This window comes from Fulvivirga imtechensis AK7, from assembly GCF_000331535.1.
GTDB classification, from domain to species: domain Bacteria; phylum Bacteroidota; class Bacteroidia; order Cytophagales; family Cyclobacteriaceae; genus Fulvivirga; species Fulvivirga imtechensis.
The window spans coordinates 1-25,305 of the sequence record NZ_AMZN01000014.1 but is presented as its reverse complement, the minus strand read 5'-3'; the positions used below and the strand labels follow the sequence as shown (position 1 = coordinate 25,305).

The window sequence follows — 25,305 nt, the reverse complement described above, 5'->3', positions numbered from 1 at the left end:
ATAATCACAAACTTATCCACAAGCCCAGAAGGAATACCGCTTGTGGGATTTTTAATTCAAATTAATTGGGGTCTTTATGACTCTTGCCAGCTCAACACTGTAATTTTTGAATATTACTTTGTATATTGTTGTATCGGCCGACATATAATCTGTAGCTTTAGTGTTGTATTATTTTTTTACGAATGAAATTACCTGACAACAAATTAGCCCATAATTTAGGTGATGAAAACAGGTATCTTTCACTAATCTTTCAAAACTCCTCCGACCTGATTTGTTTGCTCGAAGTCCGTAAAAAGACTAAGCTTTACATCCTCGCTGTCAACCCTTCTTATAATCGTGCCGCCAGGGCATTCGATCCAAAACTGAATGCCAGGAAATTTATCGGCAAGGAGATACGGGATATAATTATTAATGATTATCACCTGACTCAGCAGCAGGCAGGGGAAATTTTAAGCCACTATAAGCTGGTGATCAAAACCCGAAAGGAACATGCCTTTACAGAGGAAATTATGTACAAAGGCAAAATGCATCATTATTCATCGATAATTACGCCCATACTTGATAATGATGGCAACTGTACTCACCTGTTGTATTCGTCAAAAGACCTTACGGAAAAAATTGACTATCAAAACCGCCTGGAGTCCAGCGAGAAAAAATTCCGGGCATTGATCGAAAATGCGCATGAAGGTATAGTGTTATATGATGACCAGGGGGTACTCATTTATGCAAGCCCCTCGATAAAAAATATAGCAGGTTACAAAGAGGAAGATCTTGTGGGCAAGCTTGGTACGGATTTTATTCACCCGGAGGAATTTGAAGCCACCCGGGAAAAATTTAAAGAAGTACTGAGTAAACCCGGGAAAAGTGTAAGCCATCGCTTTCGTCTCAAACATGTAAAAGGGCACTATTTATGGTCTGAAGCCACCCTCACCAACCTGTTGCATAAGCCGGATGTACAGGGGATCATCTCTAATTTTAAGGACATCACTAAGCAAAAAATAGCAGAAGACCAACTGAAGGAAAATAATCAGTTGCTCCAAAATATCAATCAAAACATCAATGAAGGGATATACCGGAGTATTCCCGGCCAAAAATTTAAGTACGTAAATAACGCTTTCCTTAAAATGTTCGGGTTTGGTTCCATGGAGGAACTGAACAAAGTAAGATCAGCCACCCTTTATGTAGATCAAAATCAGCGAAGGGAAGTTCATAAAACGATACTTGAAAATAAAGCAATAAACAATATTGAAGTAAAATTCAAAAGAAGCGATGGGTCTGAATTCTGGGGACTGATGAGTAGCACATTAATAGAAACTGTTGACAAAGAACATTACTTTGATGGTGCGATAAGGGATATCACCATTCAAAAAATAGCAGAAGCGAAATCGAAGCATAGTGAACAACTGCTGGCGTCCATTAGTCAAAACATAACAGAGGGTATTTTCAGAACTACCATACAGGGAGGTATTGTTTTTGCCAACGAAGCGCTGGTGGATATTTTTGGTTACGACTCTGAAGAAGAGATGGTCAACATTGACCCTAATCAGCTTTATGCCGATGTGGGGTCACGGCAGGAGATCATTAATTCAATAATAAAGGACGGGTTCGTTAGAAATAAGGAAGTGAAGCTGCAGAAAAAGAATGGGCAGATTTTCTGGGGCTTGTATAGTTGCTCATTGACAAAGGGTATTGAAGGGCAGGATGTATTCGATGGCGCTGTAAGAGATATTACCGAAATAAAACAGACTGAAGATAAGCTCACACAGCTTAATGAAGAACTGCGCAAGCAGAACATGGCCCTGGCAACGCGTGAAGAGGAGCTTAATCTGGCGCTAAAAGAGCTTTCCGATCGTAATTTTGAACTTGACCAACTGGTATACAAAACCTCGCATGATCTCAGGTCTCCTCTTACCTCAATTTTAGGTCTGGTAAATATTGCCAAATTGGACCGTCATCCGGAACACCAGACAGAATACCTCGGGCGTATTGAAAAGAGCATCCTGAGACTGGATGAATTTGTGAGGTCTATGCTTAACTATGCCAAAGCCAGCAGGACATCAGTAAAAATTCAAAAGCTCGCCCTTAAAGAATTAATAGAAAGCTGTGTGAGGGACCTGGAGTACTTGGATAATTTCATCAAGGTGAAAACCACTATAAAGATTGAAGGCAAAGACAAAGCATTGATCAGTGACCCCCTGAGATTAAAGATTATTTTCAGTAATATTATTTCCAACGCCTATAAATATATTAATCCCAATGTAGAATTGAGCTACCTGAAAATAGACGCCAAGCTTACCGCTTCAAAGCTGACCACTACTTTTGAAGATAATGGTATAGGAATACATAAAAGCCAACTCGACAAGATCTTTGATATGTTTTACAGAGCCACGGAAATATCAGAAGGTTCAGGCTTGGGGATGTATATTGTTAAGCAGTCGGTAAATCAGCTTGGTGGCAAGATCAGTGTAAGTAGTAAAATTGGAAAGGGAACCACATTTAAAATCATCATTCCTTCTATTAAATAGTGTCTTTAAGAAAATTCACAACTTATCATCATTCCGAAGTAGCCAACAACTTTTTAGTTGATTTCATGGATAATGACAGTTGCCTGAACGGCCTTGAGGAAATGGTGTTTCGCTGACGGCCGAAGCCATTAGCGGAGGCCATAAGTATTTACAGGATGAGCTTTTTAGGCTGTCTCGCTTCGACAGGTATTCGATTGGCTAATTTAACCATTTCCAGTACCTTTACAGCCTCAAAAACAATAGATCCATGAATACCCACGAATACATAGAAAACAATAAGCAAAAATTTCTTGATGAGCTATTAGATCTGCTGCGTATACCATCAGTCAGCGCTGATAGCAAGTTTAAAGGTGATGTCCGTAAAACAGCCGAGTTCGTTAAAAACAGCCTGGAAAAGGCAGGTGTAGACAAGGCAGAGATCTGTGAAACAGCAGGGCACCCCATTGTGTACGGAGAAAAGATTGTAGACAAGGATTTACCGACAGTACTTGTTTACGGGCATTACGATGTGCAGCCGGCAGACCCTTATGAGCTATGGGACTCACCTCCATTTGAGCCTGTCATCAAAAATGAAAAAATATATGCACGTGGGGCCTGTGATGACAAAGGGCAGATGTATATGCATGTAAAGGCCTTTGAAACTATGATGGCTACCGGTTCCCTTACCTGTAATGTGAAGTTCATGATCGAAGGCGAAGAAGAGGTCGGATCTGATAATTTGGGAATATTTGTAAAAGAGAACAGACAAAAGCTGGCTGCAGATATTATTCTCATCTCAGATACATCTATGATCGCTAACGACACGCCATCACTTACCGTTGGTCTGCGCGGATTGAGCTATCTCCAGGTAGAGGTTACAGGGCCGAATCGCGACCTCCATTCGGGTGTTTATGGTGGAGCTGTGGCCAACCCTATTAACGTACTTTGTGAAATGATAACATCGCTCAAAGATGAGAACGACCACATTACTATTCCTGGATTTTATGACAAAGTAGCAGAGTTGTCTGCTGAAGAGAGGAAGGCCCTGAATGATGCGCCTTTCGATCTGGACGGATATAAAAGGGACCTGGACATTAACGATATCAAAGGCGAAAAAGGATACACTACAATTGAGCGGACAGGTATCCGTCCTACGTTGGATGTAAATGGCATATGGGGAGGTTATATCGGTGAAGGGGCCAAAACGGTACTGCCCTCCAAAGCTTATGCTAAAATATCCATGCGGTTGGTGCCGGACCAAAGTTCAAAGGAAATCACCGAGCTCTTCTCCAAACACTTCAGTGCCATTGCTCCTAAGTCGGTGAAAGTGAAGGTAACTCCACACCACGGTGGTGAGCCCGCTGTTACACCAACGGATTCACCGGCCTATGCGGCTGCCAGCGCTGCCTTTGAGGAGGCATTTGGAAAAACACCTATTCCGACCAGAGATGGAGGCAGCATTCCCATAGTGTCGCTGTTCAAAAAAGAACTGGGACTGGATACAGTGCTGATGGGCTTTGGGCTCGATTCGGATGCTATCCATTCGCCCAACGAGCATTATGGCCTTTTTAACTACTTCAAAGGGATAGAAACTATCACCTTATTTTACAAGCACTTCGCTAAGGCGAAATAGATAAAGGACTGCCATAGCCATAACTCTACGGCTATGGCAGTACCGTTCAAGGAAATTTTAGAGCTCAACGAACCAATCTCTCTGAACCTGCGTACTTAACTTCAAGATTCTTTTGCATATTTGACTTGCTGTAATGTGCGTAAGCTTTAGACATGCCCGGATTCAGATCCACCCTTATAGCATTGACGTAAGGATGGAAGAATAAAATTTATAGAATATAAAATGAAGAAGATATTTTTTTTATTGGCCTTTTGTGCTGCCTCCGTGGCTGCTTTTTCACAAATACTGGAGCCATCTTCATGGAATACGGAGGTTAGCCGAAAAGAGGTTAAGGTTGGTGATGAGATTGAACTGATCTTTAAAGCAAAGATTGACAAAAACTGGTACCTGTATTCATCAGACTTTGATCCCGATTGTGGCCCAATGGTTACTACGTTTACATTTAAACCAAATGATACCTATGAATTGATAGGAGATCTTCGCGCCATTAATCCCACAGAAAAGTATGACGATGTATTTGAATGTACCGTCAGGATCTTTAAAAATACCGGTGAATTCCGGCAAAGGATAAGGGTGTTAAGCCCTGATCTTACAGTGGAAGGGAACTATGAATTTCAGGTTTGCTCCGATATAGATGGCAAATGTATCCCTTTTGATCATGATTTTGTTTTTGATGATTTCCAGGTCATCAAAACTCAGCCAAAAGAAAACCTGCCGGAAAATGAAGAACCACGGCAGCAGGCGGAACAGAAAAGCGCTGAAAAAACTACTGTTCCAGAGAAAGAAGAAAATAAAATTGACGAACCCAGCCCAAAAAAAACTGAGCCTGCAGATAGCTATTCATCCGGAGAAAATACAGGGCCTGTGCTGGATGAATCCCTGGTAGTGAAAACTGACAAAGACAAATCGATTATCTGGTTTATGATCTTCGCGTTTGTAGCAGGGCTGGCTGCATTGCTAACCCCATGCGTTTTTCCGATGATCCCGATGACCGTTACCTACTTTACCGGAAAAGGAAGGGGGGCCGGCCAGGCCTTTATTTACGGGTTCTCAATTATCATAATTTACACTATCATCGGATCTGCCATAGCGCCACTTATGGGGCCCGAGACGGCCAACCATTTGAGCACAGAATGGTTGCCCAACCTGATCTTCTTTGCCGTATTTATCATTTTTGCACTTTCGTTTTTTGGGTTGTTTGATATTACATTGCCAAGCTCTTTTGTTAACAAAATGGACAGAAAAGCGGATAGAGGAGGGTTGTTGGGAGTCTTCTTTATGGCATTTACACTCGTGCTAGTATCTTTTTCATGTACCGGCCCTATTGTGGGAAGCATTTTGGTAGGTTCAGCCGGGGGCGAGGTACTCAAGCCGATCCTCGGGATGTTTGCTTTTTCGTTGGCTTTTGCCATACCATTCACCCTTTTTGCCATTTTCCCTGGCTGGCTTAGCAACTTACCAAAATCAGGAGGATGGTTAAACTCAGTAAAAGTTGTGCTTGGGTTTATAGAACTGGCCCTGGCCTTTAAATTTTTGAGCATTGCTGATCAGGCCTTTCACTGGGGCATTTTGGACCGCGAAGTGAATATAGCCATCTGGATCGTTATTTTCACTTTGATGGGATTCTACTTATTGGGTAAGATCAGGCTTCCACATGATAGTAAGCTGGAAGTGATCAGCGTGCCCAGGCTGATGATGGCCATTGGTACCTTTGCATTTGTGCTTTATCTGATCCCAGGCATGTGGGGAGCTCCTTTAAAGGCGCTGGCGGGTTACCTGCCACCAATGTATACTCATGATTTTGATCTGATAAGTATGACGCGACAGACAGATGAGGCTGAATATGCAGCCTGTGGCGAACCAAAGTATGGCGATTTTCTGCACCTGCCTCACGGGCTCAGGGGCTACTTCGACTATGACCAGGCGATAGCGTGTGCCAGGCAACAAAACAAGCCACTTTTTATTGATTTTACAGGGCATGGTTGTACCAACTGCCGGGAAATGGAGGCCGTGGTGTGGTCCGACCCCGAGGTATTGCGCAGGTTAAAAGAAGATTATGTTATTGTAGCATTGTATGTCGATGATAAAACTGAACTGCCGGAATCAGCATGGTACACCTCCGGCTATGACGGAAAAGTGAAAAAGACTATTGGCAAGCAAAATGCAGATTTGCAGATCACTAACCTGAAAAATAATGCACAGCCCTTTTACGTGCTGGTGGGTAAAGATGAAAAGGTGCTGGTGGAGCCGGTAACCTATGACAGGAGCGCCCGGAACTTCATTAAATTTCTCAATAAGGGCAAAGAGAAGTACGACCAGATTTACAATAATTGATTTTCACATCCATTGGTCGGGTTACAAATCCTGTAGTGGATCCGGGCGCTGAAATTTATAGCCGGTTTCTCTTAAAAGCCTTTCAGCACTCACCATCTTATAGGGTGCCTTCTCCCCTGAAAAGGTTGGTGGCTCAAGGTTCATTTTCTTGCAGGCCAGTGTGTAAAATTGTTTCCGCGTAGGGTGTGAAGGAGCGCACACATTGAATGTCTTGTTCCAAAATCCCTGCTCTATTACTGCTTTAATCACACCAATACAATCTTCCTGATGCACCAGGTTTACAGGATTATCCGCTCCGCTTAGGCCTTTCTTTCCTGCCAAAAATCTGCCGGGTTCCCGGCCGGGACCATAAAGACCTGCCAGTCTGAGGATAGTTGTATCAAAGTTTTTACTTTGTCTAAACCCCTCCTCAACTTCCAATAGCGCGACACCGGAATGTGCCGAGGCTACATTTATGGCATCTTTTTCTACCACTATGCTATTGGTGTTTGGATATACAGAGGTCGAGCTTATAAAAATCACCTTTTTGATGCCGGATACAACAAGCCTTTCTCTCACCTCATCTACTATTTGCAGATATCCGGGGATAGAGGGAGGTAGTGTAATGATCAAAACATCCGTTTTGAAAAAATCCATATCCGTATCTATCCCCGGGCCTTTTAGCAGAAAAGCTTCCATGCCCGCACTGTTAATTACCGGCAATTTATTAATGCTGGTCGTGGCGCCTTTTACTTCATGTGCATAATCCGCTAAAACCTTACCCAACGGCAATCCTAACCATCCGCATCCCAGAATACTAATTGATGTTCTCATTTATACAAACACTTGATTTTCAGGCAATAACATATATTCACTAAAAGAAATTGATTAAAATGTTAAGCTAATTTTAGCTTTTTTCTTACTTATTTCTTATAATTCGTGCTAATTTGTGCTTATTTGCATCCAATTACCATAAATTTTTTAAACTTAAAACCAGCATGTCAAAGAAGTATTTCGGGCTTCTAATCTTGGCCCTTTTTTCAATTGGATTCTATTTTTTAATTCCCGCGCTTAATGTTTCACAGCAAACCGCTGAAAGTGAGGTAGCTGTTGCCCCCGAACCAGACACAGATCAGGTGCTGCCAGAACCGGTAGAACCAAAAACCTTATATGGTCTGGTGATAGACTCTATGGTTGTAATAGAGGATAAGATCAAGAGAAATCAAAATATCTCCGAAATACTCACAAAGCATAACATTTCTAACGAAGCCATATTTAAGCTGGCCAGTATCTCAAAGGAGGTCTTTGATGTTAGAAAAATTGCGGCTAATAAAAAGTACACACTGATATGTGAACAGGATTCTCTTAATACAGCCAAAGCCCTGGTGTACGAACACAACCCTGTTGAATATGTTATCTTTAACCTGCGCGACTCTATTTCTGTTGAGAAAAAGCAGAGAGAAGTTAAAATTGTGGAAAAAGGAGTTTCTGGCGTTATTGAGTCGAACCTGTCACTTACCATGAGTGAACTTGGCCTCTCTCACCAGCTAACCAATGACTTTGTAGATGTTTTTGCCTGGCAGCTTGACTTCTTCCGTCTTCAAAAAGGCGATAAATTCAAAGTGATTTATGAGGACAAGTTGGTTGATGGTGTATCAGTAGGTATTGGTGCTATCAAAGCCATTTACTTTCAGCATTTCGGTAATGACTACTATGCATTTAACTACGACCAGGGTACCGGCATCGATTATTTTGACGAAAAAGGGAACAGCCTTAGAAAGGCATTGCAACGATACCCGCTCGAATTCACCCGCATAAGCTCGAGATACTCCGGTAACAGATATCATCCGGTACAAAAGAGGTGGAAAGCGCACCGAGGAACTGATTTTGCTGCGCCTAAAGGCACCCCGATAAGATCTGTTGGTGATGGCATTGTTGTGGAGGCTCAGTTTGGCAAGCACAATGGCAACTATGTGAAGATCAGACATAATGCTACTTATACTACGCAATATCTGCACATGTCTAAAATCGCTTCCGGTATCAAGCCAGGCACAAGAGTAAGACAGAACCAAACTATCGGTTATGTAGGAAGCACCGGCCTGGCCACGGGCAATCACCTTTGCTACAGATTTTGGAAAAACGGAGTACAGATCGATGCTCTGGCGGTAGACCTCCCTCCTTCTGAGCCTGTTGTTAAAGATAAAATGGTAGATTTCATTGTTAAAAGAAATGTACTTATCAACAAGCTGGATCAAATCGAGTTTGCAGAAAAAGAGCCAGTGATGGCAAGCATGAAATAAAGAGAATTACTTAGCATAAAATTCAAAAAGCAGGGCAATATTACCTTGCTTTTTTTGTTTACATTTAAAGCAAAATTTGTATAAAAAGATATGCAGTTGGCAAAGATCCTTCTTTTGACGGCACTTCTTGGCATGGCCACATCGGGCTATGGTCAAAAAGTTGCGCTTGTCCTAAGCGGAGGAGGCGCCAAAGGCATTGCGCATGTGGGAGTATTAAAGGCGCTGGAAGAAAATAATATTCCTGTCGACTATCTGGTTGGTACCTCCATGGGAGGCATAGTAGCGGGTTGTTATGCAGCCGGTTACCCGGCGGATGAGATCGAGAAAATAATGACCTCACCAGAGTTCATGAAGTGGGTAAATGGCGATCTGGAAAAGGGCTATAACTATTTCTATAGTAAGGAAGAACCTAATGCTGCATTTCTATCTATTAAGCTTTCACTGGATTCTACGTTTAACGCTTCATTAACCTCCAGTATTGCCAGTGACCTTTCCCTCAACTATGCTCTTGCAGAAACCTTCGCCCAACCATCGGCTAATGCAGGATATAACTTTGATAGTCTTTTTGTGCCTGTAAGAATAGTAGCCGCTGACATTTTCACACAAAATGAAGTAGTGTTGAATAGTGGCTCGCTTAGCCATGCTTTGCGCACTACCCTTTCCGTACCTTTCTTTTACAAACCGATCAGGCTTGATGGCAAATATCTTTTTGATGGAGGCATTTACAACAATTTCCCGGTTGATGTAGCTATTAAGGAATTTGATCCCGATGTGATCATTGGTGTTAACGTATCTTCTAAGATCTTTAATGATTACCCCTTTGAAAAAGATGATCGTCTGCTAGACAAGTCTTTGTTGTATATGCTTCTTGACAAGTCAAATCCCGACCTCATTCCAGGGTCAGGAGTGTATATAGAGCCCGATCTTCGAGGCTATACATCTTTCGACTTTGGAAAGGCACAAAATTTAATAGATAGTGGCTATGTATGGGCTATGAACCATATGGATGAAATAAAGGCCAAAGTTGCTCGCTCCTCCTCCTGTGACTCTGTGGCGGAGAAACGCAATAAGTTCCAGGCCAAAAACAAGCCGTTGAAATTCGATACTATACATTTCCATGGCTTTAATTCGAAACAGCGAAAGTACATTTCCAGGATATTTAACTTCCATAAAAATGAGCCTCTTTATATCGAAGATATTAAAACAGGGTATTATCGGCTGGTATCTGAAAAATTCTTCAGGACAATCTATCCCGACATATCTTTTAATGCGGAAACAGAATCATACCAGTTAGAAATATATGGCAGGCCAAGAAATAATTTCAATGTGGAGATAGGCGGAACTATAGCTACCAGGAACATCAGTCAGATCTACCTGGGCATGGAGTACTATTACTTTGATAATTATCTGCTTAAAAATAGTATTAATTTTTATACCGGCAGCTTTTATAAATCTGCACAATTGAGGTCGCGCCTGGATCTGTCCGCACTTAACCAGTTTTACATTGAACCGGAGCTGACATATAATAGCTGGGACTATATCGATTCGGATGACATACTGATCAAAGAGAGGGCGCCCACCTTGCTGGTAAGGACTGATAGAAAATATGGTATTAATCTTGGCTTTCCGGTAGGGTCTCACTTCAAAGGGGTTATTAATTCGGCCTGGGTAAACAATACTGATCGATTTGCCAATACCTCATCATTTACCTCCGCTGATACCCTTGACAGACTGGACCTCAATGGACTTCGTGCGGGGATCTATATATCCCGCAACAGCCTGAACCGCAAGCAGTATGCTAACGAAGGTAAGGCTTTTAAACTTAGCCTGGACTACTTCAATATGGAAGAGAGGTATAAGCCGGGATCCACGTCCGCAATTGAGGCCACCCAGAAACAAGGCCATCAGTGGTTTAGAGCCAAAGCCACTGTGGAGCAATATTTCAAAACAGGGAACCATAGTACCGGGTATTTCCTGGAGAGTGTATTCTCCAATCAGCCTTTTTTTAGCAACTACTATGCTTCATTGATCAATGCCCCCGCCCTTGAACCACTTCAGGATAGCCGAACACTGCTGCTGCAGAACTTCAGGGCGCATAATTACCTGACTGTGGGCTTGAGAAGTGTTTATAGTATCAGACCAAACCTGAACTTTCGTATAGAGGGTTATGCTTTTAAGGCCCTGGAATCAATAACAACAGCCAATGAGAGCAGGTCAGGCTATGATGATTTTATTGATAGCATCTATTTTACAGGTACGGCCGCATTAACCCTGCACAGCCCTATTGGTCCTATTAACCTCAGCATGAACTATTATGATGATGCAGAAACCAAATTTGGTGTATTGCTTCATGTAGGTTTTCTCCTGTTTCATGACAAATCAATGGATTAACGTTGTTCATCTGTTCATAAATAATCGACCCCCCTTCATTTGCATGTAAGGTTTGTACAATTTCCATAATTGAGGTAGACTTTCGGCCTTTTACTCCAATGTGCTTGGAAACAAAGTAAAAATTTAATTATGTTTACCGCGGGATAATTTATACTTGAAACAGTTCTTACCTACATATGCAAAAATTTCTACCCCTCCTTCTATTAATATTTATTGCTTTTTTAAACACTCAGGCGCAAACTGTACAATGGGCTTCAGAGGTAATTGACTTTTCATCAGAGTTAACACCCGTTCAATATTCAGCAAGCCAAATTCTGGGTAAGCCAAATGTGCTCCCGGCAGGCGGTGAAAATCCTAACGCCTGGACACCCGAACGGGCCAACAAGAAAGAATTTATAAAAGTTGGCTTTGAAACTCCCTTGCAAATCAGGCAGATAGCCATCGCAGAATCGTATAATCCGAGCGCTATCTTCAGGGTGTTTGTATATGACGAAAATGACACAGAGTACCTGGTAAATACCTTTAGCCCCAGGGCCGTGCCTCTTAAAGGCAGAATGCTCAATGTATTTATTGAAGAAACACCCTATAAGGTAAAGGCGGTGAAACTTGAAATGGATGGAGCCGCAGTGCCAGAATACTACAGCATAGATGCTATTGCTATCACGGACTCAGATATTCCTATTATTCCCGAGATCAGTATTCCGGAATTCATCAATCCTGAAATTCTGAAAGAAAGATTAAGCGAGAATGTAAACAGTACCTATAAAGAATTCAAGCCGCTGCTTTCCCCTGATGGTAAAACCTTGTACTTCTCAAGAAAAAACCACCCTGAGAATGTGGGAGGGGAAGACGACCCCGAAGATATCTGGTATTCTGAACTGGATGAGAATGGTGAGTGGAAGCTGGCGCAGAATATGGGTGAAGGCTTAAATAATGCCGGTCCTAACTTTGTAAGCTCCGTTACTCCTGATGGCAAATCTGTTTTGCTGGTACTCGGTAATCAATACCTGGATAAGGGAAAGATGGCCGCTGGCGTATCGGTTAGTTCCAATGCAAGTGGCGTCTGGTCAAGGCCGGTGGCGCTTAATATTATTAATGATTATAACTATTCTGAAAAGGCTAATTTTTTCCTGGCCAATAATCGTAAAGTGCTGCTTATGTCTGTTATGCGGGAAGATTCCTACGGTGGACGCGATCTCTATGTCAGCTTTTTACAAAAAGATAGTTCATGGAGCGAGCCAATGAATATTTCCAACAAGGTCAATACCGCTGGCGAAGAGTCCTCTCCTTTTCTGGCAGCAGATGACAAAACTCTCTATTTCTCCTCAAATGGTTATAGTGGCTTTGGCGCTAGTGATATTTTCGTTACCAAGCGGCTCGATGACACCTGGACCAACTGGTCGGAGCCTGAAAACCTAGGCCCCACTATCAACTCACAATATGAGGACTTGTTTTTTAATATCCCCGGCAACAGCGAATTTGCTTATTACTCCCAAGGAGTGAGCGAAGAAGATATGGATATTTTCAGGGTTGCACTTCCTGTATTTAAACAACCTGAGCCGGTAATATTAGTGAAGGGAAAATTACTGGACTCCAAGACAAATAAGCCCATAGGAGCGAAAATTATCTATGAAAGATTATCAGATGGCAAGGAAATTGGTATAGCTGAATCAAACGCTGAAACAGGAGTTTTTGAAATTTTGCTTCCGGCAGGAGAAATATACGGCATACGTGCAGAAGCCGAGGGGTTTGTAGCTGAAAGCCAGAATATCGATTTGAGAAATTATGAAAAAGACGCTGAACACAAAATGGACGAAATGAGCCTGTTCCTGGTGCCGATCGAAAAAGAATCTACAGTGGTGCTTAATAATGTATTCTTTGAATTTGACAAGGCATCGCTAAAACAGGAGTCTTTTCCTGAGCTAAATCGCGTTGCCGGATTGCTCAAGGAGCGCAAGGGCTTGAATATCATCATTTCAGGCCATACAGACAGCACCGGACCGGAAGCATACAACCTGGGGCTTTCAGAGCGCAGAGCACGTTCGGTGCGTGATTACCTGGTAAAACAAGGAGCTGATGATGCCCGGCTGGCTATAAAATATTTTGGAGAAACAAAACCAACAGCTCCGAATACGACAGCAGAAGGAAGAAGGAAAAACAGAAGAGTAGAATTCCAAATCGTCAATGAATAAGTAATAACAAGGAGGGTCTATGGGCTTTAATAGAATGTTTGGTGTATTGGTTGCCGTATGTATTTGCTTCGGAGCCGCAGCACAGAATGAAGACACTACGTTGGTAATGGTGAAGGCGGATATTATAGATGCAGATACCAGGGAACCTGTTAAGGCAAAGATTAAATATGAAAGCTTGCCCTATGGGAGTAAGATTGGCGTATTCTCCGGCAATTCGTTTTCTTTTAACATAGAAAATGGTAGTGACTATGCTGTGATGATCACAGCAGACGGTTATTCTCCATATTCGGAAACCATAAAGGCTTCTGATGCTACCGACAGAAGGATTTTTAAGACTATTGAGCTTAAGCCAACAGGAGTAAACAAGCTTATCCGGCTTGAGAAGCTTATCTTTGCTCTTGGAAGAGCAGAAATTACTGATGCCTCCCATCAGGAGCTCGATGAATTGGTGGAAATGCTCAAACAGAATGAGAATATTACCATACAGCTTGAGGGGCATACCGACTTTCGTGGCAATGCCAAACAAAACATGAAGCTCTCCGAAGAGAGAGTGGAAGCTGTAAAAGAATATCTCGTAGGTAAAGGAATAGATAAAAAAAGAATTAAGACAAGGGCATTTGGAGGAACTCAGCCGCTTAGCCGTGGAGATGACAACGAATCCAGAAGAAGCAACCGAAGGGTAGAGGTAAGAATTTTATCCAATTAGTAAAGTTTGCTTCTGATTTTTACCAGATCGAAAGATCTTTTACAACTACCTCAAAATCTTCATTCACGCGTTTGAAATCTTCAGGGAATGATATCGTATGACATCATTCTTTTTTGTATTTTTAAACTATGAGTGACCCTAACCATCAGAAGGAAGCATCTATAGATACCTACAGCGAGGTCTTTAGAAAACAGCGGGCCAAAGCTCTCACCCTACGCACAGAGAGGCTCAATGAAAGGACCAAAAGGCTGAAAAAATTGCAGTTGTGGATTGAAAAAAACCAAAAGGCCATACAGGATGCCGTTTACCGCGATTTTAAGAAACCAGCTCTGGAAGTTAACATCACTGAAATATATCCGGTACTTACTGAGATAAAGCACGCTCTGCTTCACCTGAAAAATTGGGCAAAACCAAAGAAAGTAGATGCCCCGGTCTCTATGCTGGGTACGACATCCTTCATCAGGTATGAGCCCAAAGGTGTGTGCCTGATCATTGCTCCATGGAATTTTCCTTTTAATCTGGCGGTAGGTCCGCTTGTGTCGGCATTGGCAGCCGGCAATACGGTAATCCTGAAGCCGTCTGAAATGACTCGCTATACTTCAGAGTTGATAGATAGCATGATTGGTGATATTTTTACGGAAGACGAAGTGAGGGTATTTAATGGTGGAGTGGACGTATCACAAGCCTTGTTACAATTGCCATTCGATCATATCTTCTTTACGGGAAGTCCTGCTGTTGGCAAGCACGTCATGAGGGCGGCTGCGGAAAACCTCACCTCTGTAACGCTGGAGCTGGGTGGTAAATCCCCTGCCATTGTTGATGAAACTGCCAATATTAAAGATACTGCGGAGAAGATCGCCTGGGGGAAATTTATAAATAATGGACAGACCTGTGTGGCGCCTGACTATGTGCTTATTCACCCTCTGGTAAAGGGCGCGTTTATAGATCAGCTTAAGCTGGCATCTCAGCGTTTATTTAACCATGACGGTCAGGGATTCCAACAGTCAAAGGATTATGCCCGGATCATTAACAACAACCATTTCAACAGGCTTGACGGACTGATAAAGGATGCTGTGGAAAAAGGCGCCAACATTGTTATGGGAGGTAATCTCGTCTCGGAGGATCGATTTATTCCGCCAACTGTCCTTACGGATGTTGCCGAAGATGCCCGTATATTGGAAGAAGAGATCTTTGGTCCGGTATTGCCGGTAGTAGAGTATTCAAGCATTGAAGATGTTATACAAACTGTTAATAATAAACCAAAACCACTAGCCCTGTATTATTTTGGTCAAAGCAACAAAAATAAGAGAGCGATCCTGAATGCGACCTCTTCCGGAGCGGTTTGTATCAATGAGTGTGTGCTACACTTCAATCATCCCAACCTTCCTTTCGGTGGAGTGAACAATAGTGGCATGGGAAAATCACATGGATGGTATGGTTTTCTGGCATTTTCTAACGAAAAGCCTGTGCTCAGGCAACGGATTGGCTTCACCACAACGAAAACGGTATACCCACCATACAATAACAGGGTAAAAAGTATTGTAAAACTTCTGACTAAGTATTTCTAACACATACAATGTTTGTCTTTCATTATCGTTAATCTTTTAGGAAACGAGAGAATGATGAAAAGACTAGCTTTAGTGTGTTGTGTTTTGATATCAGGGTGTGCGGAAAATTCCGAGACAGACTACTCATATGATAAGTGGAGCGTACTGTGGCAATTGGGAGAAGAAGAGATTGAGGGAGATCTTGTCTTTTTTAAAGATCATCACGCGCAGCTCAAGGTGTATGGGCAGCCCCACTCCCTGCTGGTCAAAGAGCCTACAAATATTAACTTTTATTGGAGAGCCAATAATAATGAACTTACCCTCAAAAGATTAGATAATAATATAGAGTTGAAATACCGGATAGTAAAAAAGACCCCCCGCTATATGGAGCTTGCATTTGCCGATGATATTATGGTAAAACTGTATCGCAATTAGTATTTCTAACATATTTTTAATTAGCGTGAGTTCGATATAAAATGCTTAAAAAAGGGCAGTCATCCTTTCCCGAAGGCGTTCCGGAGAAGGATCTTCCTAAGTTGTTAATGGTATCCTTGAGCTTAGTAAGGTTCTTCGTGCCTCCCCGAAGGCAAGTTCGGGACAGGCAGAATGACCTTAAAAAGAAGGCTTTTAGATCTGTTTTGTTATAAGAATACAATTTAATCGGTTCTACTATATCGAACTCACGTTAAATAATTTCTAACTTAGATATTGCATTATTCTTTATTAAATTTGGTTAATATAAGACGAACTGAATAATACTTAACATAATAGGCCTCCGATAAGATTGATTGCTTACTTTGGTCTTAATACTCAATACTAAATCTCAATATTAAAATTACATACACATGAAAAAAGTCCTGATTGTCATAGCAAGTATCGTTGTGATATTATTGGCGGCAGCATTTATAATTCCGGTAGTATTTAAAGACGACATAAAGGCCAGTATAGATAAAGCATTGGCCGAATCGGTAAATGCAGATATTGTCTGGGATACTGATGATTTCCGCCTTTCCCTGTTTTCCAATTTTCCGAATGTAACAGCAGGGCTCAATAACTTTGGAGTGATCAACCGGGCCCCGTTCGAAGGGCAGATCCTTTTCGCAGTTCAGGAATTTGAGGTAGAGGTTGATCTTTTTAGCCTGTTTGGAGATCAAATCAAGATCAATGGTATAAAGCTTAACCACCCGGAAGTTTTTATCAAGGTACTGCCTGATGGAACCGCGAACTATGATATTGCTATCGCAGATGCCTCGTCACCGGCAGATGAAGGGGAAGCAGACACAGCAGCCGTAAAATATAACATAGGGATAGATCATTGGGAAATAAAAGACGGTCATGTGGTGTACGATGATCAGACCTTACCTTTCAGAATGGAGTTAAAGAACCTTCAGCACAGTGGTAGCGGAGATTTTACTCAGGATGTATTTGATCTGAATACTTATACCAAGGTTGGTTCGGTAGATGTAAATTTTGACGGTACCGAGTATATCTCCGGCAAAACCTTAGAAGCAAACATGGTGCTGAGCATAAGTGATGAGTACAGCAGATATACTTTTAAAGAAAATGCAGTGAAGGTCAATGATTTTAGCCTGAGTTTTGATGGATTTCTGGCTTTGCTGGAAGATGGCAGCATGGATATGGACATCACCTATGGCACACAGGAAAATACTTTTAAAAGCCTGCTGTCCCTGGTGCCAGGGGTTTATACTGCAGATTTTGGAGACATACAAACTGAGGGGACACTAGCCTTTAATGGAGCGGTAAAGGGTAAATATGACAGCTTAAATATGCCCGCATTTAACCTTGCTTTACAGGTGAATGAGGCTATGTTTAAGTATCCGGATCTTCCAACGGCCATAAAAAATATCAACATGGACCTGCTTGTGGATAATAAGGATGGCAATATTGACAATACTACTGTTCACCTCAAGCAGTTTCACATGGATTTTGGCAAAAACCCGATTGATGCCAAAATGTTAGTGAAAAATCTGTATAACTACGACATGGATGCCGAAGTGAAGGGGAACCTGAATCTCGGTGAACTCAGTACGATGTTCCCGATGGAAGGAATGAACATGAGGGGAAGCTTCAATATTGATCTGACAGCTTCGGGGATCTATGATAGCGTGAAGCAGGTAATTCCCAAAATTGATGCTACCATGAGCCTGAAAGATGGCTATGTAAAAACATCAGAATTTCCTTACGCTCTCGAAAATGTAAATTTTGAATCAAAGGTGACGGACCCTACCGGTAAAATGAGTGACTTCAAAGCTATCGTTAACAATTTTAGTATGGTCATGGATGGCGAACCATTTAAGGCTAATCTGGTACTCGAAAACCTCGACAATTATACCTGGAATCTTTCTGCCAAAGGAGGTATCGACCTGGAAAAGATCACCAAAGTATTCCCTGTTGAGGGCATGACACTCGCAGGGAAGATCAACGCTGATATCAGCACTGCAGGTAGAATGTCCGATCTTGATGCGGAGCGTTATGAAAAACTCCCTACCAGCGGTACAGTGACAGTGCAAAATTTTAAATATGCTGATAAGGAACTACCCTATGATGTGACTATCACTTCTGCAACTGCTTCTTTTGATCCCAGACAGATGACACTTTCCAATTATAAAGGTACTGTCGGTAAAAGCGACATGAGCATTAATGGATCCATAAGTAACTACATTGGCTATATGTTTGGCGAAAATCAGACTATAAAAGGCACAATGAACTTCAGTTCTACCTTACTTGATCTTAATGAGTTTATGACCGAGGAAGAGGAGGCTGCACCTGCAGTAGGTCAGGAAGAGGCGTCATATGGTGTGATCCAGGTACCTGAGAATATCGATTTCGTACTTAAATCAAATATTAAGACAGCGAAGGTAATGGACATGGAGATTACCAATGCAACGGGCGATATTATCGTTAGGGGTGGAGTGGCTAACCTAAGCAACCTGAAATTCAACCTTCTTGGCGGTGCTTTTGTAGTGAATGGCGCTTATGATGCCCGTGATATTGAAAAGCCGCAGTATGATTTCAAGCTTGGTATACAGGATCTCTCCATTCAGAAAGCCTATCAAACTTTTTCATTAGTACAGGGCTTTGCTCCTATTGCAAAAAATGTAAACGGCACAGTGTCAACAGATTTCAATGTAAAAGGTCTACTCGATCAGGAAATGATGCCTGATCTTAAGTCAGTGTCCGGTGGAGGCCTTCTGAAAGTTGCTCAGGCTACACTGAGTGATTCTAAGATCGTAAAAGGCATTACAAGTCTCACCAAACTCGAAGATACTGATAATGTAACGATGAAGGACGTACTGATGTCAGTGACCATTGAGGATGGTAAGCTAAAAGTGAAGCCTTTTGATGTGAAGCTTGGCAACTATAAAACTACTATTTCAGGTGCTACCGCTCTGGATGGAAGCATTGGCTATGATTTGAAAATGGATGTACCCGCCGGTAAGCTGGGGTCTCAGTTCAGTAGCTTTGTATCATCCTATACCGGAGGAAAAACGGATCCTAATTCCACCATACCAGTTACAATTGGACTAGGGGGTACTTATGATAATCCCCAGCCGAAACTATTAATGACCGATCAGAAACAAGAGGTAAAAACAGCCGTGAAGGAGAAAGCAAAAGAAGAGGTAAAAGGTGCTGCCACCGATCTGCTGGATGAAGTGAAGGACGACAAGGCCAAAGAGGTGATCGGGAACATTTTAGGAGGGGATAAGAAAGATACTACTAAAACGGAAGATGGAGACCTGAAGAAGCAAGTGGAGGAAGAAGCAAAGGATAAGATCAAGGATCTCTTTAAAAAGAAAAAGAAGGGCGGAAATTAAAAGAGAACACGCTCAAACAATTCGGCATCGCAAAAGCATAGAAGTAATCCCATCATTGCATCCCAGGTAAATGGGATTACTTCTTTTAATGGTCATTCTGGTAGGAGCAACTCATTCCTGAGCGATGTCTCAGCGCAAATTCAAATTGGTTTATAAAAGCATTTATGTAAGAAAGAAGCAAGACTGGATTTTCCTGTGGATCATTAATTCCCCTTTTTTGCTAAAGTACTGGCCCTGGACGATAAATGCTGATGCTATGTAGTGTCTCCAGGAAAATTCACAAATTAACATTATGGCGAAGGAAATGTAGCAATCCCCACCTTGAACGTGTTCATTGGGGAAGGTCTATCAGCATCAGCCAGATGGTGATGTTTCATTTAAAGAACTATGTAACAAATCTCCTACAAGTAGCTAAAAGGATAAGAATTGTATTTGGCGAACAGCAGGGATCAACCAGGATCTGAGGTAGTTTTTAACAATAATCCTTGTGCGGCTGTTTTCTTTGGATAAATGAAAATATTTTAATTAAAGTAACGTGAGTTCTGGATAAATGCTTGAAAATGGGCGTCATCCATTCTTGAGGATGACCCTAAACAGAGGGTTTTGGGGCGATTTTCCTGGGATGCATGCCTTTAGTCGGTTTTTTGCTAGGTCGAACTCCTGTAAAGTAAAAGATAGAGCGGCAATGCTGGTTCTGTTTACCCGAAATCCGGCAATCAACTTTTGTTAATAAGCCGCTTGACTAAACAGATCATATTAAACATGTAATCTAATTTTTTATATAAGCCCAGACGTAATGTCCATTTTTGCGGGTGGGAGTTCATGAAAAGTATTCCTTAATGAATGTAATTGAAAGAGAGCTTACTATTTTATTAGTTGAGAACAGTGCCGATGATGCATCGCAGATCATAAAATTTCTCAAAGAAGAGATCATAAAACCCATCATTCATCATGCAAAAACGTTTGATCAGGCCCGGGAAAGTTTAACACGAGGCTTCCACTACGATGTTATTTTACTTGATGTATCACTACAGGATAATACTGCCGGAAAACAGGTCAGCGATCTGGGTCAATTGGCAAATGATATACCTGTAATTGTACTTTGTAGCGGCAGTGACAAGGAGTTTACAGCCAAAACACTTTCTCCTGGGATATCGGATTGTCTTCGAAAAAGTGATTTGAACGGCTCTTATCTTACAAAAAGTATAGCATATAACCTGGAGAAGAAAAGCATAGCCCATAAGTTGAGGGACTCCGAAGAAAGGTATCAAAGTCTCTTTAGCTTCAGCCCAATCCCTATGTGGGTTTTTGATGTAGATACCCTTAAATTTTTAAATGTAAATGAAGCCGCCATAAGAAACTATGGATACAGCCGCGAGGAATTTTTGAATATGACGATCAAAGATATCCGCCCTGAGGAGGACATAGAAATGGTGGAAAGTATTGTAAAAGCTAATAAGAAATCGGGTATCTTCTCGTGGGGAGAATATAGGCATATAAAAAAAACAGGGGAACTCATTTATGTTGACATCAAGAGTAATTTAATTGAATTTGAGGGTAATCGGGCGCGTCTGGTGCTTTCATTGGATATAACAGACAGGGTACGGTATATGCAAGCCATTGAGGAACAAAATGAGCGGTTATATGAAATTGCCTGGTCACAGTCTCACGTGGTACGAGCCCCTCTTGCGCGTATGATGGGGTTGCTCAATATGCTTTCTCTGAAGAAAACAGGAAAAAAGGAGCCTAAAGAGATATTGGAGCTGGTAATGAGTTCAGCCAGAGAACTCGATGATATTGTGAGAGATATAGTTAGAAAATCGGAGGTTATAAAAAATTATAAAGAATGACTTTGAAAACACTTATTGTGGATGATGATGAGGTGATCACCTTTATACATGAAAATGTAGTTGCCGAAAGCGAGTTATCCGCTCAACCGATGACAGCAATTAATGGCAGGGAAGCTCTGGAGTGTATTTCGGCAAATCTAACCAATGATACGGCTTACCTGGTACTATTGGATATCAACATGCCTGTTATGAATGGTTGGCAATTCCTTAATGCACTAGATGAGACACCGTTTGCAGATCAGGTATATGTTATCATCGTAACATCTTCGGTAGACAGAGCGGATCATGAGAAAGCCAAAGAATTTGAAAGAGTTTTTGGCTATATAGAAAAGCCAATAACTGTTGATAACTGCCAAAGGATAAAGAATATTCCGGCGCTATCGGAGTTGTTCCTGCAAAAATAGTCCCAAGATCAGGAGGGTACTTGGTTGTTTACTTACTAATAAGTAAGTTTGTGTTGATGACCACCCGTGAAAAGATATTGGACATTGCCAAAGATCTTATACAGTGCAAGGGATATAATGCCTTCAGCTTCAATGATATTTCTAAGCCGTTGTCGGTAAAAAATGCGGCTATTCATTATCACTTTCCGTCTAAAGAGATATTAGGTTGTGCAGTAATTGACCAGGAGCGGGTGCGGCTGTGCGAGTGGAGCAAGCTCACAGCGCATTTGGATTATATAGAGCAACTGGATCAGTTTTTCGGAATATATGATAATAATCTAAAGAACAATAGGATTTGCATGGTAGGCTCTCTATCCAGTGACTATATGGCTATTCCGGAAAGCATGCAACAGTCTCTCCGGATCATGGTTAAGGAAGTTACGGATTGGCTCACACAGCTATTAGAGGAGGGCCGAAAAGCACAGACGTTCCATTTTGAGGGTACGGCAGAAGATAAAGCTTCCGTTGTAGTTACCAGCCTTGCAGCCGGCTTGCAAATAGCCCGAGTAGTGGGCGGGGAGAAGTTTCAAAAAATTAAAAACCAGATAAAATTAGACCTAACAATTAACTGACATGACAAGACGAGTAGTTATAACAGGGCTAGGAGCACTGACTCCCATCGGGAATGATACCAATACCTTTTGGAGCAGTCTCATTGCCGGCAAAAATGGTGCTGCAGCGATCACGAAATTTGATACAGAACTATTTAAGACAAAATTTGCCTGTGAGCTGAAAGGATTGGATCTTGAAGATCATTTTGACAGAAAAGAAGTAAGAAAAAATGATCCATTCACCCTTTATGCCCTTATAGCATCAGAGCAGGCTGTAAAGGACAGTCACCTGGATCCGGAGAAGATCGATCTTAATAAATTTGGGGTGATCTGGGCCTCGGGAAATGGGGGGATAGATACTTTTGAAAGGGAGGTGATAGAATATGCTCATTCTGATCGTGGTCCACGCTTTTCCCCATTTTTTATTCCAAAAATATTGGTTGATACGCCCTCCGGGGCTATTGCGCTTAGGTATGGCGCCCGGGGAATAAACTATTGTACTGTCTCAGCATGTGCATCTTCCACAAGCGCTGTTATGGATGCCTTTAACTATATCAAATGGGGGAAGGCCAATTTAATGCTGGCAGGTGGTTCTGAGGCCCCGATCACCAGAGCTGGTATCGGTGGATTCGGAGCCATGAAGGCTTTGTCGACCCGAAACGATGATCCTGCTACTGCTTCCAGACCTTTTGATATAGATCGTGATGGCTTTGTAATGGGTGAGGGTGCTGGTGCACTGATCCTGGAGGAGTTGGAGCATGCAAAAGCAAGGGGTGCTACTATTTATGCGGAGATAGTGGGCGCTGGTATGTCAAATGATGCATATCATGCTACTGCCACACATCCGGAAGGCCTGGGCGCTATCCTGGCCATGGAGATGGCGCTGGAGGATGCCCAAATTAAGCCTGGGGAAATAGATTACATCAACCTTCACGCTACCAGCACTCCCGTAGGAGATGTTTCAGAGCTTAATGCCATTGCCAGGTTATTTAAAGATGATCTGAGCAGGCTTCATGTCAGCGCTACCAAATCAATGACCGGGCACTTACTTGGTGCAGCAGGCGCTGTCGAAGCTATTGCCGCAGTAAAGGCAGTGCAGGAAAATATCATTCCACCTACAATTAACACCGTTAATGTTGATCCCGAAATGCCTGAAGGTATTGACCTTACCCTGGGCAAACCGGTAGAAAAAACAATTAACTATGCTATGAGCAACACCTTCGGTTTTGGAGGACATAATGCAATAGCATTGTTTAAAAAATGGGAGGGAAAATAAATAGGCAGGTTTTATTTTAAGTCGGCTTTTTTAAGCCGGCTTAAAATACTGACAGGCTGGGTACTATGCCATGTTCAAAGCCCCTTCCGTATCTTCTAATTGTTCCTCACCGACAAAACACCTTGAAATGGTATATACTTTTACAGGGTTCTGCTTACCGCGCAGCTCAACATTTCCGATTTCTTTTGCCTCAAACTCCCCGTCTAACTGTAGCTGTGCTACAAGATCGGCAGATACCAGTAATTTGGCGCCAAATTCATTACATTTATCTTCAATACGCGAGGTTGTATTCAGTACATCTCCGGTAAACACTATATCTTTTTTAAAGGTACCCACCTCTCCCGTTGTTACTTCTCCGCCATGCAGGGCTGCTTTAAAAGAAGGGGTGAGCTTGTACTTTTCCATATATTTATAGGCCTTTTTATTGATTATGCGCTCAATTTCAAAGAAGCATCTAACACAGTTGGCGCCTTCCAGGCCTTCATTCATTTTCCACGTGATCACAATTTCATCACCCACGTACTGATAAATTTCTCCTTTGCTTTCTATAACACCCTTTGTAACATCATCAAAAAACCTGTTAAGCAATTTGAAGTACTTTTTGTGACCCAACTGTTCGGCAATAGTTGTAGAAGACTTCAGATCAAGAAACATAAATATCCGCTCTTCGTGTTTTGGTGTATGATATCGGCCCAAAATGGAGTCCAGGAACATGCCTCTTCCATATTTATCATTGACTTGCAGAATGACCATGGTTGTAGTTGAAATTACCGTCCAAACGATCAGGTTAAGCAAGAATGCATAACTGAAAATGAACTGTTCAAGGTTAAACCAGAGATCTCCGTCAAAATAAGAAGGTCCTGCTAATAGCCAATAGTAAAAAACAAAAGCAAGGATACTTACCAGGGCAATGATCAGGATAAATGAAAGGGTATTGATAATGATCACCAGCCCTAATGGAAATCTGCGAAGCTTATCTTTTAAAAAGAATATCATCAGAGACCCCCCGACAAGCCCACCAATGAATACAGCGAATGCATTAGTAACCAGCACCGTCTCAAGTTCATAATCATTGAATTCGAAGGCTTGCTGCGATAGCCGTACCAGATGATTATAATATATGTTCAGGACCCCCAAAAAGATCCAACCTATGGTGATAAACACTACAGTTCGTAGTCTGATTTTTAAATTATTGGAGATAAGCTTTTTCATATCCTTTACTTCGGGCCGCCAGGGCTTTGTTGCTATCAGATTTTCTAAAACCCAGGTAATCTCTGGTTTAGGCTTCCGGGAAATTTATTCGATACCAGTACATAAAAGCAAAAACCGGGCGTAAGTTTCTACCCCGTAGGATTGATCTCTCCGGTAATAATTAGTCATGGGGTTGACACCGGGTAAAGCTTTCAAATGTTTATAGTTTCTATGATGATCAGAAGCTGCCTCTTGTCCTTGATCTATAAGGTTATTTGCCTGATTTTCTTTGATATAGTAAAAACCGTTCAGCGTAAAATATGTATGCCGTGTTGTTTTGAATGCGGTGAGGGTTTTCCTCATACATGTGGATACAATTGCTTGGAACGACCTTCGGTTGATATCCGTCAGACGGCTTTGAGCCGTGCTGACGGGGTACCCGTGCTTTCTAAAGCAAGAGCTGAAATATTGTGGCGGTCAGACAAACTTCTTGTTCCAAATACCAAACTGCTGTGAGCAACCCGGCGCCAGACGGTTTTGAGTCGTCAGACGCCTGTATAGCACACCCGAAG

The 25,305-nt window shown here is 42.0% G+C and carries 17 protein-coding genes; 14 read left to right on the top strand and 3 right to left on the bottom strand.

Translation table 11 applies throughout. The features are described 5' to 3' along the window. The first annotated feature begins 182 nt into the window (after positions 1-182). The 3 genes from C900_RS28105 (at position 183) to C900_RS04535 (ending at position 6,471) form a co-directional block, all read left to right on the top strand. Positions 183-2,525 (top strand): PAS domain-containing protein, encoded by a 2,343-nt coding sequence (locus tag C900_RS28105; protein WP_009578456.1) that lies wholly within the window; start codon positions 183-185, stop codon positions 2,523-2,525. Between the two features lie 247 nt (positions 2,526-2,772). Beyond that, entirely contained in the window at positions 2,773-4,137 is a 1,365-nt protein-coding gene (locus C900_RS04540) for a dipeptidase (RefSeq protein ID WP_009578451.1), read from the top strand. Positions 4,138-4,359: 222 nt separating this feature from the next. Continuing rightward, positions 4,360-6,471, top strand: a complete 2,112-nt coding sequence (locus C900_RS04535; protein ID WP_009578450.1) for a protein-disulfide reductase DsbD family protein — start codon at positions 4,360-4,362, stop codon at positions 6,469-6,471. Positions 6,472-6,492: 21 nt separating this feature from the next. Here C900_RS04535 and C900_RS04530 read toward each other — a convergent pair whose 3' ends face one another. Further along, positions 6,493-7,284 carry an SDR family oxidoreductase gene (locus C900_RS04530; RefSeq protein WP_040495665.1) on the bottom strand — a complete coding sequence of 264 codons (792 nt, stop codon included), beginning with the start codon at positions 7,282-7,284 and terminating at the stop codon, positions 6,493-6,495. Between the two features lie 164 nt (positions 7,285-7,448). Here C900_RS04530 and C900_RS04525 point away from each other — a divergent pair, with 164 nt between their 5' ends. From C900_RS04525 to fabF, 11 genes are all read left to right on the top strand, one after another. After that, positions 7,449-8,750, top strand: coding sequence for a peptidoglycan DD-metalloendopeptidase family protein (locus C900_RS04525; RefSeq protein WP_009578448.1), 1,302 nt, complete (start codon positions 7,449-7,451; stop codon positions 8,748-8,750). Positions 8,751-8,846: 96 nt separating this feature from the next. After that, a complete protein-coding gene (locus tag C900_RS04520) occupies positions 8,847-11,141 on the top strand; it encodes a patatin-like phospholipase family protein (RefSeq protein ID WP_157493894.1) in 2,295 nt (764 codons plus the stop codon). A 176-nt stretch (positions 11,142-11,317) separates the two neighbouring features. Further along, positions 11,318-13,333 carry an OmpA family protein gene (locus C900_RS04515; RefSeq protein WP_009578446.1) on the top strand — a complete coding sequence of 672 codons (2,016 nt, stop codon included), beginning with the start codon at positions 11,318-11,320 and terminating at the stop codon, positions 13,331-13,333. A gap of 19 nt (positions 13,334-13,352) precedes the next feature. Further along, complete coding sequence (locus C900_RS04510) at positions 13,353-14,039, top strand: OmpA family protein (RefSeq protein WP_009578445.1); 687 nt, start codon at positions 13,353-13,355, stop codon at positions 14,037-14,039. 128 nt (positions 14,040-14,167) lie between these two features. Continuing rightward, complete coding sequence (locus tag C900_RS04505) at positions 14,168-15,607, top strand: aldehyde dehydrogenase family protein (RefSeq protein ID WP_009578444.1); 1,440 nt, start codon at positions 14,168-14,170, stop codon at positions 15,605-15,607. 51 nt (positions 15,608-15,658) lie between these two features. Beyond that, a complete protein-coding gene (locus C900_RS04500) occupies positions 15,659-16,021 on the top strand; it encodes a hypothetical protein (protein ID WP_157493893.1) in 363 nt (120 codons plus the stop codon). 410 nt (positions 16,022-16,431) lie between these two features. Further along, positions 16,432-19,422 carry an AsmA family protein gene (locus C900_RS04495; protein WP_009578442.1) on the top strand — a complete coding sequence of 997 codons (2,991 nt, stop codon included), beginning with the start codon at positions 16,432-16,434 and terminating at the stop codon, positions 19,420-19,422. Positions 19,423-20,261: 839 nt separating this feature from the next. Beyond that, the gene (locus C900_RS04490; RefSeq protein WP_009578440.1) at positions 20,262-21,272 is read left to right on the top strand and encodes a PAS domain S-box protein; all 1,011 of its coding nucleotides are present in this window, start codon (positions 20,262-20,264) and stop codon (positions 21,270-21,272) included. Then, positions 21,269-21,676, top strand: coding sequence for a response regulator (locus tag C900_RS04485; protein ID WP_009578439.1), 408 nt, complete (start codon positions 21,269-21,271; stop codon positions 21,674-21,676). The genes C900_RS04490 and C900_RS04485 overlap by 4 nt, the downstream gene beginning before the upstream one ends. Before the next feature lie 56 nt (positions 21,677-21,732). Beyond that, complete coding sequence (locus C900_RS04480; RefSeq protein WP_009578438.1) at positions 21,733-22,287, top strand: TetR/AcrR family transcriptional regulator; 555 nt, start codon at positions 21,733-21,735, stop codon at positions 22,285-22,287. 1 nt (position 22,288) lies between these two features. Next, the gene (gene fabF / locus C900_RS04475) at positions 22,289-23,542 is read left to right on the top strand and encodes a beta-ketoacyl-ACP synthase II (protein WP_009578437.1); all 1,254 of its coding nucleotides are present in this window, start codon (positions 22,289-22,291) and stop codon (positions 23,540-23,542) included. A 63-nt stretch (positions 23,543-23,605) separates the two neighbouring features. On the opposite strand, the gene C900_RS04470 is transcribed toward fabF, so the two are convergent. Together C900_RS04470 and C900_RS04465 are read right to left on the bottom strand one after the other, a co-directional pair. Beyond that, entirely contained in the window at positions 23,606-24,754 is a 1,149-nt protein-coding gene (locus C900_RS04470) for an adenylate/guanylate cyclase domain-containing protein (protein ID WP_051052772.1), read from the bottom strand. Positions 24,755-24,838: 84 nt separating this feature from the next. Beyond that, entirely contained in the window at positions 24,839-25,096 is a 258-nt protein-coding gene (locus tag C900_RS04465; RefSeq protein ID WP_009578434.1) for a hypothetical protein, read from the bottom strand. Positions 25,097-25,305: the final 209 nt, after the last annotated feature.